We start from the raw sequence: 14,753 nt of genomic DNA on the forward strand, positions 1-14,753 counted from the left end.
ACTCTCTGGGCATGAGCGATGCATCCTTCGACAAGGTGACCATGTTCGGTGCGGACTGGTGCCGCGACTGCCGGCGTTCCAAGGCGCTGCTCGACACCCTCGGGGTCGACTACGAGTACGTGGACGTCGAGGCGGACCTGACCGCCGCCGACCGTGCCGAGGAGATCAGCGGGCGGAAGAACATCCCGGTCGTGGTGCTCCCGAACGGCAAGCACTTCGTCGAGCCGTCCGACGCGGAGCTGCGCTCGGAGCTCGAGGCCGCCGGCGTCGTCTGACGCGGGCCGGCGGCCGTTCCGCGCGTGGTGGGCCGTTTCGCGCGTGGTGGGCCGTTCCGCGCGTGGTGGGCCGTTTCGCGCGTGGTGGGTCGTTTCGCGCACAGGAGGCCGAATCTTCCGGCCACCTACGCGCGATTCCGCTTTCCAGGACGCGTGCGATGGGTCGGAACGCAACCAGGCCGGGAGGCGCGGTGTGCGCCCGACGTGCGCCGCGCCTCCCGGCCTGAGGTTGCGCTGCGCGCGGGGCGTGACGAGCGGCCGCGCGGACATCGGATGAATCGGGCATGATGGCCGCGTGATCATCGATGCTCACCACCACCTCTGGGACCCCGCAGCCCGGCCGTACCCCTGGATGGACGACTCCGTCGCCCCGATCCGACGCCGGTTCGACGTGGACGACCTGCGGGCCGCCACGCAGGACACCGACGTCACGCGGACGATCGTCGTGCAGGCGGTGCACGACCCCGGCGAGACCGCCTGGCTCCTCGCGCAGCCCGCTCCGGTCACCGGTGTCGTCGGCTGGGTCGACCTGACCGCGCCCGACGTCGCCGACCGGCTGTCGGCCCTCGCCCACCCGCGCCTGGTCGGCATCCGGCACCAGGCGCAGGACGAGCCCGACCCGTCCTGGCTCGCACGCCCCGACGTGGTTCGCGGCGTCCGTGCGCTCGCGGATGCCGGACTCGTGTTCGACCTGCTGGTCCGCGCTCGGGAGCACCACGCCGCACTCGCCCTGGTCGACGCCGTGCCGGACGGTTCGTTCGTGCTCGACCACGCGGGAAAGCCGACGATCGACACCGGCGATCCCGGCTGGGTGGGCCGGATGCGTGACCTCGCCGCCCGACCGAACGTCGTCTGCAAGGTCTCCGGGCTGCTCACCGAGGCGGGTGCGGACTGGCAGCACCGCCCGGTCGCCCGGTACGTCCGTGCTGCAGTGGAGACCTTCGGGCCGGACCGCTCGATGTTCGGCTCCGACTGGCCGGTGTCGACGCTCGCCGCGGACCACGGCACGGTCCTGTCGACGACCGAGCAGGCGCTCGCCGACCTGTCGGACGCCGAACGCGACGCCGTGTTCCACGACACCGCCGAGCGGGTGTACCTTGCCGGAGCGTCATCGCAGACATAGGATGTTTCCGCTGCAGTGGCGCAGCAGGAGAGCGAGGAACGATGCAGTTCGCACGACTCGGCCCCGTCGGGAGCGAGATCCCCGTGGCCATCGACACCGACGGCGAGGTCCTCGACCTCAGGAGCATCACGGGCGACGTCAGCGGGCCGTTCCTGGCGGCGGACCCGGTCGGCACCGTCCGGCGCGCCCGGAGCGCTGGCGACCTCCCGCCGATCCCGCGCCCCGACGCCGACGCGCTGCGCCGGGGAGCCCCGGTCGCCCGCCCGGGCAAGGTCGTCTGCATCGGGCTGAACTACCGCGACCACGCCGCCGAGACCGGTGCCGACATCCCCACCGAACCGATCGTCTTCATGAAGGACCCGATGACGGTGATCGGTCCCGACGACGAGGTCCTGGTCCCCCGCGGCAGCACGAAGACCGACTGGGAGATCGAACTCGCGGTCGTGATCGGCCGCACCGCCCGCTACTGCGCGAGCGACCAGGACGCCGAGGCCTGCATCGCCGGCTACGCGATCGCCAACGACGTCTCCGAGCGGGAGTTCCAGCTCGAGCGCGGCGGCCAGTGGGACAAGGGCAAGTCCTGCGAGACGTTCAACCCGCTCGGGCCGGTGCTCGCCACGCCGGAGTCGCTCGTCGACGCCGGCCTCGACCCCACCGCGCTCGGACTCCGTCTCAGCGTGAACGGCGAGGTCCGCCAGGACGGCTCCACCGCGGACATGGTCTTCCGCCCGGTGGAGATCGTCCGGTACCTCTCGCAGTTCATGGTCCTGTACCCGGGCGACGTGATCAGCACCGGCACCCCGGCAGGCGTCGCGCTCGGCAGCGGTGCACCGTACCTGCAGCCCGGTGACGTCGTCGAGCTGTCGGCCGACGGACTCGGTTCGCAGCGGCAGACGATCGGGGCGGCGTGATGGCCGGGATGGGGTCCCACGACGGCGTCCGGGCCGTCGTCACCGGTGGCGCGTCCGGCATCGGCGCCGCGATCGTCACCGCGCTGCAGGACCGCGGCGCGACCGTCGCCGTGCTCGACCTGCAGCCCTCCCCCGTGGCCGGGACGTTCTCGGCGACGTGCGACGTCGGCGACGACGCGTCGGTCCGGGCAGCGGTCGCCGCGGCCGTCGAGCACCTCGGCGGCCTGGACGTCCTGGTGAACAACGCCGGCATCGGCGCGCAGGGCACGGTGGAGGACAACTCGGACGACGAGTGGCGCCGGGTGTACGAGGTCAACGTCCTCGGCGCCGTGCGGCTGTCCCGTGCCGCACTGCCGTACCTGCGGGCGTCCGGCAACGCCAGCATCGTGAACACGTGCTCGATCGCGGCGACCGCCGGGCTCCCCCAGCGGGCGCTGTACTCCGCCACGAAGGGCGCGATCGCCGCACTCACCCGGGCGATGGCGGCGGACCACCTCCGCGAGGGCATCCGCGTCAACGCCGTCAACCCCGGCACGGCGGACACCCCGTGGGTCGGTCGGCTGCTCTCGTCGGCCGCCGACCCGGCGGCGGAGCGCTCCGCCCTGGAGGCGCGTCAGCCGCACGGCAGGCTCGTCGCCCCCGAGGAGGTCGCGGAGGCGGTCGCGTACCTGACGAGTCCGCTCGCGCGGTCGACGACGGGCGTCGACCTGGCGGTCGACGGCGGGATGCAGGCGCTGCGGCTCCGGCCCGCGTGATGGGCCGGGAGGCACGACTATCGTCGTCTTGTCCGCTCGCGTCCGCGACCGGGTCGAGCAGGAGGTGGTGACGTGGCTTCGCTGACCGACGACGCGATCGCGCGCATCCAGCAGATGATCGTGAGCGGCGAACTCCAGCCCGGGCAGCGCCTCCCGCCGGAGAAGGAGCTGAGCGAGTCCCTCGGCCTGTCCCGGAACAGCCTCCGCGAAGCGGTGAAGGCCCTCGAACTCATCCGCGTGCTCGACGTCCGCCGCGGTGACGGCACCTACGTGACCTCGCTCGAACCGGGGGTGCTGCTCGAAGCGGTGTCGTTCGTCGTGGACATGCACCACGACCGTTCCCTCGTGGACCTGCTCGAGGTCCGCCGCATCCTCGAGCCCGCGTCCGCCGTCCTCGCGACCGCCCGCGCCTCCGAGCAGCAGATCGACGACCTGGCGACCCTGATGCAGTCCGTCGGCGAGGACACCGGCGTCGAGGAGCTCGTCGCGCACGACCTGCTGTTCCACTCGACGATCGCGGGCATCGGCGGCAACCAGTACCTGTCCGGGCTGTTGGACGCCCTGTCCAGCAAGACGGTGCGGGTGCGGGTGTGGCGCGGCCTGACGCAGAACGGCTCGGTCCAGCGCACCCTCGACGAGCACGCGGCGATCGTCGACGCGATCCGCCGCCGGGACCCGCAGCTCGTGCAGGCGTTGGTCGTCTCGCACGTCGAGGGCGTCGAGCGCTGGCTCCGGCGTTCGCTCGACTGAGGACGCGCCCAGGCAGGGGCGTGTTGGGTCTGATGTCGGTCCTTGACTCCGGCAACCATGCCGCGGCAACCGCACCCACGAGGAGGAAACCGTGCTCGGTCTCATCATCAGCTTGATCATCATCGGACTCATCGCCGGCGCCATCGCGCGACTGGTCATCCCCGGCAAGCAGCACATCTCGATCCCGATGACCATCCTGCTCGGCATCATCGGTTCGTTCGTCGGGGGCTTCCTCGGCTTCCTGATCTTCCAGCACGACCCGATGGACGGCTTCTTCCAGCCGGCCGGCATCATCGGGTCGATCATCGGCGCGATCATCGTGCTGTTCGTCTACACGCGCTTCGCGGGTCGCTCGGCGAAGACCCGCTGAGCCGACCGGCGCCTCATCGCGCCCCCGTACGAACAACGCGCCCCGGAGACACGGGGCGCGTTGTTCGTACGGGGGCGCAGTCGCGTCAGCCGGCCAGCAGGCCCGCAGCGCGCAGGTCGTCCCAGAGCGCCTCGGGCACGTCCGCCGCGGCCCGTGCGGCGTTCTGCTGCACCTGGGACGCCGACTGGGCGCCGAGGGCGATGGCCCGGACCGCCGGAGCGCGACGGGGGAAGGCCAGCGCCGCCGCCGGCAGCGTGACCCCGTGCCGTTCGCAGACGTCCGCGATCGCGTTCGCCCGGTCGACCAGTACGGTCGAGGCCGTCGCGTAGTCGTACGTCGCCCCGGGCCCCGGCCGGTCGACGCCGAGCAGGCCCGAGTTGTAGACGCCGACGGCCACCACGGCGACGCCGAGCGCCTCGCACCGTGCGACGAGTGCCGCCGCCGGCTGCTCGAGCAGCGTGTACCGACCGGCGAGCATGACGACGTCGCACAGCCCGGTGGACACCGCGGCTTCGAGTGCGGCCACCGAGTTCGACCCGACGCCGACCGCCCGGACGACGCCCTCGTCCCGCAGCTCGGCGAGGGTCGGCAGCGCCTGGGTCAACCCGTCCCGCAACGAGTACACGTCGGGGTCGTGCAGGTAGGCGATGTCCACCCGGTCGAGGCTGAGCCGTCCGAGCGAGTCGTCGAGCGAGCGCCGCACGCCGGCCGGGGACGGGTCCCACTGCCGGACGAGGTCGTCCGGCACCGCGAAGCCGCCCGACTCCAGGTCGTCGCCGTCGCCCCGGCCGGGGACCAGTACCCGGCCGACCTTCGTCGACACCAGGTACTCGTCGCGCGGCCGTGCGGCGAGCGCCGCCCCCAGTCGGCGCTCGGACAGTCCGAGGCCGTAGTGCGGCGCGGTGTCGAACCCACGGACGCCGGCGTCCCACGCGGCGTCGACGGTCGCTCGGGCGTCGTCGTCGGACACCGGCCGGAGCAGGTTCCCGATGCCGGCGCCGCCGAACCAGAACGGGCCGCGGTCGAGGTCGAGGCGCTCCGTCACGAGCGCTGTCCGGCCAGGGACCAGACGAGCGGGACCCCGTCGTCGTTCCCCGAGTAGTCGTCGTCGGCCTCGAGCAACGGGTTGACGACCGCCTGCCACTCGGCGTTGACCGGGTCGTCGGCCAGCGCACGGCGCATCGCGCGGTAGTCGTCGACCTCGATGAGGTGGACCAGGTCCCGTCCGTCGCGCCAGATGCTCCAGTTCGACACCCCGGCGGCCCGGAGCCGTTCGGCGAGCGCGGGCGGGACGGCGGCGTGCACGCGTTCGTACTCCGCCTCCATCCCGCTCCGCAGCCGGGTCCGCGAGAGGATGCGCTGCATCAGTCGCGCAGGAAGAGCTCGACGACGGGCACGGCGACGTCCGGTCGGACGATCGGCAGGATGAGCGTCAGCGTGCCGGCAGGTTGCCCGCCCAGCCCGGTGTTCTGCGCCCGGGTCCCCGGCGGGATCTCGCGGAAGTGGATCTCGGACGCATCGTTCAGCAGCTGCGCGTACTCGACCTTCCCGGCGAGGTCGGGCAGGTGCACGTGCTCGAACGGCCAGGTGAACAGGTGCAGGTACAGGCGGTTGCCGCGCTGCGTGTACACGGTGCCGGCCGGCGCGGTGAACGAGGACGGTCCGGCGCCGTACACGGACCGGTCGTGCCGGCGCATCCAGTCGCCGATCCCGGCGAGCGCCGTGCGGGCGACCCCGTCGAACTCGCCGCGTCCGGTCGGTCCGACGTTGAGGAGCATGTTCCCGTTGTTCGACACCCCGTCGACGAGCATCCGGACGAGCAGGTCGGTGCTCTTCACGTTCAGGTTGTCGCGGTCGTAGCCCCACGATCCGTTGAGCGTCTGGCAGGCCTCCCACGGCACCTGGGCGCCGTCGACCTCCATCGGCTTGTCCGGCTGGTACTGCTCCGGGGTCACGATGTCGCCCGGCAGGTCGAGCCGGTCGTTGACGATGATGCCGGGCTGGAGCCGCCTGGTCAGTTCGAGCAGCTCCTCGGAGCCCCAGTCGTCGCGGCCCTTGCCGCCCCAGATGTCCTCGTGGTCGTTGTCGCGGTACGAGAAGTCGTAGAACAGGTAGTCGATCCGCCCGTAGTCGGACAACAGCTCCGTCACCTGACCGTGGAGGTACGAGCGGTACCGGGCCATGTCGCGGCCTTCGTTGAGCGCAGCGATCGCCGCGTCGCCGTCGTCCCGCCGCGGGTGCACCCCGTCGATGGTGAAGTCCGGGTGGTGCCAGTCGATGAGCGAGTGGTAGAAGCCGACCCGCAGCCCCTCGGCCCGGACGGCGTCGACGAACTCGCGGACGATGTCGCGGCCGAACGGGGTGTTCGTCGACTTGTAGTCGGTCAGCGCCGAGTCCCAGAGCGCGAAGCCCTCGTGGTGCTTCGTGGTGAGGACGACGTACTTCATCCCGGCCTCCCGCGCACGCCGAGCCCAGTCGGCGGCGTCGAACAGGTCCGGGTCGAAGTGGTCGAAGTACTTCTGGTAGTCCTCGTCGGTGATCCGCTCGCGGTTCTTCACCCACTCGTGCCGGGCCGGCAGGGCGTACAGCCCCCAGTGGATGAACATGCCGAACCGGTCGTGCGTGAACCAGGCGGGGATGCCGTCGGTGTCGTGGTCGACCTGCGGCGATGCGGGTGCGGTGATGGTCATGGTGGCCGGTGTTCCTTTCAGGAGTGCAGCACGTCACCGGCCGCCGAGGCCGGAGGTGACGATGCCCTTGACGAGGTGCTTCTGGAGCAGGATCAGCAGGATGACGGTGGGCAGCATCGAGATGACCGATGCTGCCATCACGAGGTTCCACTCGGAGCCCTGTTGCCCGAAGAACTGTTGGAGTCCGAGCGGGATGGTGCCGTGGGCCTCGACGTCGTTCACGACGACGAGCGGCCAGAGGAACGAGTTCCAGTACGAGATGAACGAGAAGACGGCGAGCACCGCCATGGTCGGCCGGGCGAGCGGCAGCATCACGGAGAAGAACGTCCGGATCGCTCCGGCGCCGTCCACGCGGGCCGCGTCGTCGAGCTCCTGCGGCACGGTGAGGAAGAACTGCCGGATGAGGAACGCGCCGAGCGCCGTGAACGCCCACGGGACGATGAGCGCCTGGAACGTGTCGACCCACCCGAAGCCCTGCATCATCACGTACATCGGGATGACGAGGACGTCCTGCGGGATCATCAGCGTGACGAGGAACAGCAGGAACACGGTGTTCCGTCCGCGCCAGCGCAGCCGTGAGAACGCGTAGCCGGAGAGCACCGCGACGGCGACGTTGATCGCGGTACCGGCCGCCGCGACGAGGATCCCGTTGAGGATGAACCGTGCGAACGGCAGGTAGGTGAACGCCTGGACGTAGTTGTCCCACTCGAGCGACCGGCCCCACAGCGTCGGCGGGGTGGTGAACACCTGGTCCGCCGGCTTCAGGCTCGTCGCGACCATGTAGATCAGCGGCGAGACGAACAGCAGGGCGACCAGGCAGAGCAGCGCGTAGCCGATGGCGTGCCGCAGCCGGCCTGGTCGTGGCGCGGACGTCGTCCGGGACACGGCGCGGGGGTTGACCGTCCGGTTCGACGTGGTGGCACCGAGGCGCCCGCGGACCGCTTCACTCATAGTGCACCCACCGCTTCTGTCCGAGGAACTGGACGGCCGTGATCCCGAGGATGATGACGAACAGCACCCAGGCGCCCGCCGATGCGAGGCCGAGCTGCTGGTTCTGGAAGCCCGTGTTGTAGATGTACTGCACGAGGGTCTCCGTGGCGGTGCCCGGTCCGCCCTTCGTGAGGACGAACGGCTGCACGAACACCTGGAACGAGGTGATCAGTGTCATCATCGTGGCGAAGAACACCGACGGCGAGATGAGCGGGAACTTGATCGCCCAGAAGGTCTGCCACGCGTTCGCCCCGTCGAGCTGCGACGCCTCGATCTGGTTCTCCGGCACGGCGTCGAGCGCCGCCGAGAAGATCAGCATGTTGTAGCCGAAGCCCTGCCACACGCTCATCGCGACGATGGCGAGCATCGCCCAGTGCTCGTCGGCGAGGAAGTTCGGCGCGTGCACCCCGACGGTGGACTGCAGCGACGCGTCGATCGCACCGCCGGGCTGGTAGAGCATCCGCCAGACCACGACGTTCGCGACGATCGGCGTGATGGTCGGGATGAAGAACAGGACGCGGAACACGTGCCGGCCGGCGATCCGCGGGGTCAGCCAGGCGGCGAGCCCGAGCGACACGACGAGGTTCAGCGGCACGTACAGCACCACGAACAGCGCCGTGTTGAGCGCGACCGTGCGGAAGACGGGATCGGCGAAGAGCCGGGCGTAGTTCTCGATGCCGGCCCAGCTGCGCTCGCCCAGCATCGGCCAGTTCATGAAGCTCACGACGAGCGACGCGATGATCGGGAACGCCGTGAAGACGACGAGTCCGATCGAGTGCGGTGCCGCGAACGCAGCGCCCCACCAGGAGCGGCGACCGAGCGCGCTCGTGTCCTCGCCGCCCTTCCGCCGCGGGGTGGCGGCACCGGCCGCAACCGCGGTCGCGACCGCGGGGACGGCCGCTTCGGCCGGTGGGTCCTGGATGGTGGTCATGCGACGACCTCCTCGTCGTTCGCGCGGTCCTGGGATGGGGCGGACGGGAGGCGCGGGGCGGGGTCGACCCGCGCCTCCAGTCCGATGACTGGTTCAGTCCGTCACTGCGTGCCGAGCTGGCCGGCGATGGAGGACATCGTCTCCTTGCCGGAGGTCTGCCCGTTCACCGCCTGCAGGGCGTACTGCGTGAACAGCTGTGAGAGCTGGTCGCTCTGCTTGTTGCCGAGGAGCGGCGAGGACTTCGCGAGTCCGGCCTTGAGCGCGGCCTCGGCCCCGTCGATGCCGGCGCTCGAGTACCAGGCCGACTGGGCGGCGGTGCGGCCCGGGAAGGCGCGTCCCTCTTCGGCGAGCGACGTCAGCACCTTCTCGCTGGTCATCGTCTGGACCGCCTTGAACGCCTGGTCCGGGTACTTGCACTGCTTCGAGACACCGAACCCGGAGCCGGCCGCGAAGGTCGAGGGGCCCGAGGTGCCGGCGGGCAGCGTCGTGACGCCGAGGTCGAACTTCACCTTCGCCTTCTGGCTGATGAGCGACCACGGACCGTCCGTGTACATCGCGACCTTGCCGGCGGCGAAGTCGTTGCCCGGCGTCGAGGAGTCGGACGACGCCTGCGTGGCGTAGCCCTTCTTCACGAGCGACGCGAGCCAGTCGAGACCGTCGGCGAACTTGGTGTCCGTCGCGTCGAGCTTGCCGGACTCCGTGATGACCCGGCCGCCGTTGTAGCCGTAGACCAGCGACTCCAGGTTGAGGTCGGACACCGTCGACCCGAACTCGGTGATGCCCTTCGCCTTGAGGGCAGCGCCGGCCGCCTCGAAGTCGTCGACCGTCCAGCCGGGCTTCGGCTCGTCCACACCGGCTTGCTTGAAGAGGTCGCGGTTGTAGAACATCATGATGGGCCCGGTGTCGTAGGGCAGTCCGTAGAGCTTCCCGTCGACCTTCATGCCGTCGAGTGCGGTGCTGTCGAACTCGGACAGGTCGACGCCCTGCTTCTTCGCGAGGTCGTCGAGCGGCAGCAGCGACGAGGTGTAGTTCGCGGCGCGGAGCGACTGCATGCTCACGACGCACTGGGCGCTGCCCGCGCTCAACTGCGTGCTGAGCTTCGTGAAGTAGTTCTCGAACGGGGCACCCTGGATCGTCAGGGTGATGCCGTCCTCGCTCTTCACGGTGTCGGCGACCTTCTGCCAGGCGGCCTTGTCCTCCTTCCCGGCGATCCACATGGACCAGGTCAGGGCGTCCTTCGACTGGCTCCCACCGGCACTGCTGCCGGAGGAACAGCCGGTGAGCACGAGGGCCGCGGCAGCTGCTGCCGCGAGCCCGGCGATCATTCGTCGTCGTTGCATCGGAGTCTCCACTTCGTCGTGGTGATCGGGTGAGGGGGGTCTGCTTGCTGATCGGGAGTACTGGCGTCAGGCGACGCGGACGGCGTCGGGGAGCGGCTCGGAGGCACCGGCCCAGACCGGGCCGTCCGGGAACTCGTACGTGTCGAGGGAGTCGGCGAGCATCTCGGTGCCGGCTCCCGGAGCGGTCGGCGGCCAGTAGCGACCGTCGTGCACGTCGACCGGGGTCACGAAGTGCTCGTGGAGGTGGTCGACGAACTCGATGCACCGGGTGTCGAGGTCACCGGTGAGGGCGACCGCGTCGAACATCGACAGGTGCTGGACGGCCTCACAGAGGCCGACCCCGCCGGCGTGCGGGCAGACCCGGACGCCGTACTTCGCGGCGAGGAGCAGGATCGCGAGGTTCTCGTTCACCCCGGCGACGCGGGTGGCGTCGATCTGCAGCACGCTCATCGCCCGGGCCTGGATCAGCTGCTTCGCGATCACCCGGTTCGCCATGTGCTCCCCCGTGGCGACCGGGATCGGTGCGATGTGGCGGGCGATCTCGGCGTGGGCGAGGACGTCGTCGGGGCTGGTCGGCTCCTCGACCCAGGCGATGTCGAACTCCCGCAGCCGGTCGATCCAGGCCACCGCCTCGTCGACGTCCCAGCGTTGGTTGGCGTCGATCGCGATGCGGACGTCCGGGCCGACCGTGGCGCGGGCGATGCCCATCCGTCGGATGTCCTCGTCGACGTCGCCGCCGACCTTGAGCTTGATCTGCGTGAAGCCCTCGTCGACGGCCTCGCGGCAGAGGCGTGCGAGCTTGTCGTCGTCGTAGCCGAGCCAGCCGGGGGTGGTCGTGTACGCCGGGTAGCCGGTCTGCTCCAGCCGCTGGCGACGCTCCGCGCGGAGGGGTTCGGCCGTCCGGAACAGCTCGATCGCCTCGGCCGGGGTGATCGCGTCGGTGAGGTACCGGAAGTCCACCAGGTCGACGAGCTCCTCGGGAGACATGTCGGCGAGGAGCGCCCAGAGCGGCTGCCCGGCGCGCTTCGCCCGGAGGTCCCAGAGCGCGTTCACCACGGCGCCGATCGCCATGTGCATGACGCCCTTCTCCGGGCCGAGCCACCGCAGCTGCGAGTCGTGCACGAGGGCGCGCCACGTGCTGCCCATGTCATCGAGGACCGTCTCGGCGTCCGCTCCGACGACGTGCTCGCGGAGGGCTGCGATCGCCGCCTCCTGCACCTCGTTGCCGCGGCCGATGGTGAAGACGAACGCTGCGCCGACGTGGCCGTCGAGGGCGTCGGTGGTGACCTCGACGTACGCGGCGGAGTAGTCGGGTGCCGGGTTCATCGCGTCGGACCCGTCGTGTTCCCGCGAGGTCGGGAACCGGATGTCGCGCACGCGCAGACCGGTGATGCGGCTCATCGTGTCTCCTGCCCGTCCGGTCGCCGTCGACCGAACGAGGCAATCGAAACATCCGATGTCTCTCGTGTCAAGAGTCGTTTCGGTTGCGTTTCAGCCACAGAGCGCGCCGAGTGGTCCGATGACTGCGCCGGGGTGCCGTTCCGCGCGTCGGAGGCTGTTCCGCGCATCGGAGGCAGTTCCGCGCGAGGGATGCCGTTCCGCGCATCGGAGGTCACCCGTTCCGACCTCCCATGCGCGAATCCGCCTTCCAGGACGGCTGCGATGGGTCGGAACGCGCCGACGGCCTGGAGGGACGGCGCGGGTCGGACCCGCACCTCGCCTCCAGTCCGTGGTCGCGTCGCGCCGGGGGCGACCCGCGGACCGAGTCTCGGGGCACGCGACGGATCGCGCGCACTGCGCCGCGAGACCGGTCGCGGAGCGCGAGTCTCGGGGCGGACTGACGGGCCGGCGGGCTCACGACTGGCGGGCTCGCGCCGCGTCAGGCGGTGGCGATCCGCGCCATCTCGGCGACCACCTCGCGGAGGCGGTGCGCCAGCTCGTCGCGTGAGGCGACCGTGAAGCGGTGCGCCGCCTCGATGACCGCGGCCATCACGAGCGTCACCGCGGTGCGGGCGGAGTCGGCGTCGGTGCGCTCGGCGGCGACCTCGACGATCGCGAGCCGCGCGTCCGCCATCCACTGCAGCATCGTCGGCACCATCTCCGGGCGCGCCTGGACGAGGGCCTTCATCCGCCGGCGGTCCTCAGGGAGGTTCACGGTCTGCGCGACGAGTTCGCAGAGGTCCGACACGAGCGGTCCCGCCGCGGCGAGGAACGCGGTGCGGGCGTCGTACGGGATCGTCGTCGCGGGCAGGCCGAGGGCGGCGTTCCCCTTCGACGGGAAGTAGTTGAAGAACGTGCGGGGTGAGATCCCGGCGGCGGCGCAGATCTCCTCGACCGTGACGCCCGAGAGCCCCCGCTCGGTGACGAGGTCGAGCGCGGCGAGGTGGATCGCGGCCCGGGTCTGCTGCTTCTTGCGCTCCCGCAGGCCGCTGTCGCCGGCGGTGGTGCGTGCTTCGGTGGTGGTCACGTGCTGCTCCTGGTGCGGTTCGGGGCCTCCCGCCTGCTGGCGGGAGGCCCCGTGCGGCCTAGCGGTCCGACGCGCCCCGCTGGACGGGGATCGATCCGGTGACCGGAGCGGTGGGCGAGCCCATCGTGTCCGCGGCCGTGACCGCCTGGACCTCGAGGTCGTCTGCCGTGCGGTCGTTGTCCGCCTGCTCCTGCAGTGCCGAGCTCTTGCGGAGCGGCGGCGCCTTGAAGAACCAGCTCAGGACGAAGGCGAGCAGGATGACCGCGAAGCCGACCCAGTAGACCGTGACGGCCGAGGAGTTGAACCCGGTCATGAACGGCTTCGTCAGGGCTGCGTCCGCACCGTTGAGGTACGACGTGTCGCTCGTTTCACTGGACGAGGAGCCCTTGTCGCTCGCTCCCTTGTCGATCTGCTTCGACAGGGTCGGGGCGAGGTCGTTCACCCAGTAGGTGCGCTGCCCCTGGTCGGACCAGTCCACGACGAGCTTGCCGTCCTGCACGCTGGCGTGCGCCTTGTCGGCAGCGGCGGTGAGCGCCTGCTGCTGGACCGCCTCGGGAGCGCCCGCCGTTGCCTGCGTCACCTGCGCCGTCGCGGCGTCGAGACCGGACTGCACCTGCTCCTTGATCGGCGTGACGATCGGGTTCCAGATCTGGTCCATGACGCCCTGGTTCGCCTTCGCCGAGGCGACCGTCGGGTTCAGGGCTGCGTCGAGCGCACCGGTCAGGTTCTTCTGGTCGGCCGTGGCGTGCAGGATGTTCGCCGGCATGATCGAGAACAGGACGCTCAGGAGCACCGCGGTGCCGAGCGTTCCACCGATCTGGCGGAAGAACGTCGCCGAGCTGGTCGCCACACCCATGTCACGCGGCTGCACCGAGTTCTGCGAGGCGAGGGTGATGCTCTGCATGAGCTGCCCGAGGCCGAGGCCGATCAGGAACATGCCGATCATCAGGAACCAGAGCGGCTTGTCGATCGTCATGAAGGTCAGGACGACGTAGCCGATCGAGACGAGCGCGGTGCCGATCACCGGGAAGATGCGGTACTTGCCGGTGCGGGCGACGATCTGACCGGACGCGATGGAGGCGATCATCAGACCACCGATCATCGGCAGGGTCGCGAAGCCGGACTCCGTCGGCGTCAGCCCGGTGACGATCTGCAGGTACAGCGGGATGGTCAGCATGGCGCCGAACATCGCGAAGCCCACCAGGAAGCCGAGGATCGTGGCCATCGAGAAGGTGCCCGAGCGGAACAGCTTCAGCGGGATGATCGCGTCGTCCTTCATGAGCGTCTCGATGACGAGGAAGGCGATCAGGCCGAGGGCACCGATGACGTAGCAGGCGATCGCGCCGGCCGAGCCCCAGCCCCAGGTGCGGCCCTGTTCGGCCACGAGCAGGAGCGGGACGAGGGTCACGATGACCGAGGTCGCACCCCACCAGTCGATGCGCGGCTTCGCCTTGGCGTCGCCGAACTTCGGCAGGTGCAGGAAGGCGATGACCATGAGCAGCGCTGCGACGCCGATCGGCACGTTGATCAGGAAGACCCAGCGCCAGCCGGTGACGCCGAGGATGCTCGTGGCGCCGGCGAACAGACCACCGATGAGCGGGCCGATCACGGACGAGATACCGAAGACGGCGAGGAAGTAGCCCTGGTACTTGGCGCGCTCCCGGGGCGCGAGGATGTCGCCCATGATCGCGAGCGGCAGCGACATCAGCGCGCCGGCACCGATGCCCTGGAAGGCGCGGAACGCCGCGAGCATGATCATCGACGTCGACATCGTCGAGAGCAGCGAGCCGAGGATGAACACCGCGATGCCGAAGATGTAGAGCGGGCGGCGCCCGAAGACGTCGGAGAGCTTGCCGTAGATCGGCGTGGTGATGGTGCTGGCGATGAGGTACGCGGTCGTGACCCAGGCCTGCTGGTCGAGGCCGTGCAGGTCGTCGCCGATGGTGCGGATCGCCGTGCCGACGATCGTCTGGTCGAGCGACGACAGGAACATGCCGGCCATGAGGCCGTAGATGACGAGGAGGATCTGGCGGTGCGACATGATCGGCTTCCCCGGCGCGCTGGCCGGTGAGCTCTGTCGTCCGCGCTGGACCTCGACGGGTGCGGTGGCAGTGGACAATGCGGATCCTTCAGGGATGCGTGTGGTGGTTG

General features: G+C 70.3%; 15 protein-coding genes. 6 read left to right on the forward strand and 9 right to left on the reverse strand.

Annotation, left to right across the window (positions count from 1 at the left end):
• Positions 1-11 precede the first annotated feature (11 nt).
• From ACRQ4B_RS00415 to ACRQ4B_RS00440, 6 genes are all read left to right on the forward strand, one after another.
• On the forward strand, positions 12-275 hold the full coding sequence (locus tag ACRQ4B_RS00415) for a glutaredoxin family protein (protein WP_071295832.1): 264 nt from the start codon (positions 12-14) through the stop codon (positions 273-275).
• 295 nt (positions 276-570) lie between these two features.
• A complete protein-coding gene (locus tag ACRQ4B_RS00420; protein ID WP_439692765.1) occupies positions 571-1,398 on the forward strand; it encodes an amidohydrolase family protein in 828 nt (275 codons plus the stop codon).
• Positions 1,399-1,439: 41 nt separating this feature from the next.
• Positions 1,440-2,309 carry a fumarylacetoacetate hydrolase family protein gene (locus tag ACRQ4B_RS00425; protein ID WP_439692766.1) on the forward strand — a complete coding sequence of 290 codons (870 nt, stop codon included), beginning with the start codon at positions 1,440-1,442 and terminating at the stop codon, positions 2,307-2,309.
• On the forward strand, positions 2,309-3,064 hold the full coding sequence (locus ACRQ4B_RS00430; RefSeq protein ID WP_439694334.1) for an SDR family NAD(P)-dependent oxidoreductase: 756 nt from the start codon (positions 2,309-2,311) through the stop codon (positions 3,062-3,064). The genes ACRQ4B_RS00425 and ACRQ4B_RS00430 overlap by 1 nt, the downstream gene beginning before the upstream one ends.
• 72 nt (positions 3,065-3,136) lie before the next feature.
• Complete coding sequence (locus ACRQ4B_RS00435; RefSeq protein WP_439692767.1) at positions 3,137-3,814, forward strand: FadR/GntR family transcriptional regulator; 678 nt, start codon at positions 3,137-3,139, stop codon at positions 3,812-3,814.
• Between the two features lie 91 nt (positions 3,815-3,905).
• A complete protein-coding gene (locus ACRQ4B_RS00440; RefSeq protein ID WP_439692768.1) occupies positions 3,906-4,184 on the forward strand; it encodes a GlsB/YeaQ/YmgE family stress response membrane protein in 279 nt (92 codons plus the stop codon).
• Positions 4,185-4,269: 85 nt separating this feature from the next.
• Here the strand turns inward: ACRQ4B_RS00440 and ACRQ4B_RS00445 are convergent, their stop codons facing one another.
• The 9 genes from ACRQ4B_RS00445 to ACRQ4B_RS00485 all read right to left on the reverse strand — a co-directional run bounded on the left by ACRQ4B_RS00445 (position 4,270) and on the right by ACRQ4B_RS00485 (position 14,643).
• Positions 4,270-5,229, reverse strand: coding sequence for an aldo/keto reductase (locus tag ACRQ4B_RS00445; protein ID WP_439692769.1), 960 nt, complete (start codon positions 5,227-5,229; stop codon positions 4,270-4,272).
• Positions 5,226-5,549 carry an L-rhamnose mutarotase gene (locus tag ACRQ4B_RS00450; protein ID WP_439692770.1) on the reverse strand — a complete coding sequence of 108 codons (324 nt, stop codon included), beginning with the start codon at positions 5,547-5,549 and terminating at the stop codon, positions 5,226-5,228. Before ACRQ4B_RS00450 ends, ACRQ4B_RS00445 begins: the two co-directional genes overlap by 4 nt.
• A complete protein-coding gene (locus ACRQ4B_RS00455; RefSeq protein WP_439692771.1) occupies positions 5,549-6,874 on the reverse strand; it encodes an alpha-L-fucosidase in 1,326 nt (441 codons plus the stop codon). Before ACRQ4B_RS00455 ends, ACRQ4B_RS00450 begins: the two co-directional genes overlap by 1 nt.
• Before the next feature lie 33 nt (positions 6,875-6,907).
• Positions 6,908-7,825 (reverse strand): carbohydrate ABC transporter permease, encoded by a 918-nt coding sequence (locus ACRQ4B_RS00460; RefSeq protein WP_439692772.1) that lies wholly within the window; start codon positions 7,823-7,825, stop codon positions 6,908-6,910.
• Positions 7,818-8,795 carry a carbohydrate ABC transporter permease gene (locus tag ACRQ4B_RS00465; RefSeq protein ID WP_439692773.1) on the reverse strand — a complete coding sequence of 326 codons (978 nt, stop codon included), beginning with the start codon at positions 8,793-8,795 and terminating at the stop codon, positions 7,818-7,820. Before ACRQ4B_RS00465 ends, ACRQ4B_RS00460 begins: the two co-directional genes overlap by 8 nt.
• Positions 8,796-8,896: 101 nt before the next feature.
• Positions 8,897-10,135, reverse strand: a complete 1,239-nt coding sequence (locus ACRQ4B_RS00470; RefSeq protein ID WP_439692774.1) for an ABC transporter substrate-binding protein — start codon at positions 10,133-10,135, stop codon at positions 8,897-8,899.
• A gap of 66 nt (positions 10,136-10,201) precedes the next feature.
• Complete coding sequence (locus tag ACRQ4B_RS00475; RefSeq protein ID WP_439692776.1) at positions 10,202-11,536, reverse strand: enolase C-terminal domain-like protein; 1,335 nt, start codon at positions 11,534-11,536, stop codon at positions 10,202-10,204.
• Positions 11,537-12,014: 478 nt separating this feature from the next.
• Complete coding sequence (locus ACRQ4B_RS00480) at positions 12,015-12,602, reverse strand: TetR family transcriptional regulator (protein ID WP_439692777.1); 588 nt, start codon at positions 12,600-12,602, stop codon at positions 12,015-12,017.
• Positions 12,603-12,660: 58 nt separating this feature from the next.
• Complete coding sequence (locus ACRQ4B_RS00485) at positions 12,661-14,643, reverse strand: MDR family MFS transporter (protein WP_439694335.1); 1,983 nt, start codon at positions 14,641-14,643, stop codon at positions 12,661-12,663.
• Positions 14,644-14,753 lie beyond the last annotated feature (110 nt).

The organism is Curtobacterium sp. SP.BCo, from assembly GCF_051903265.1.
In the GTDB taxonomy this organism is placed as follows: Bacteria; Actinomycetota; Actinomycetes; order Actinomycetales; family Microbacteriaceae; genus Curtobacterium.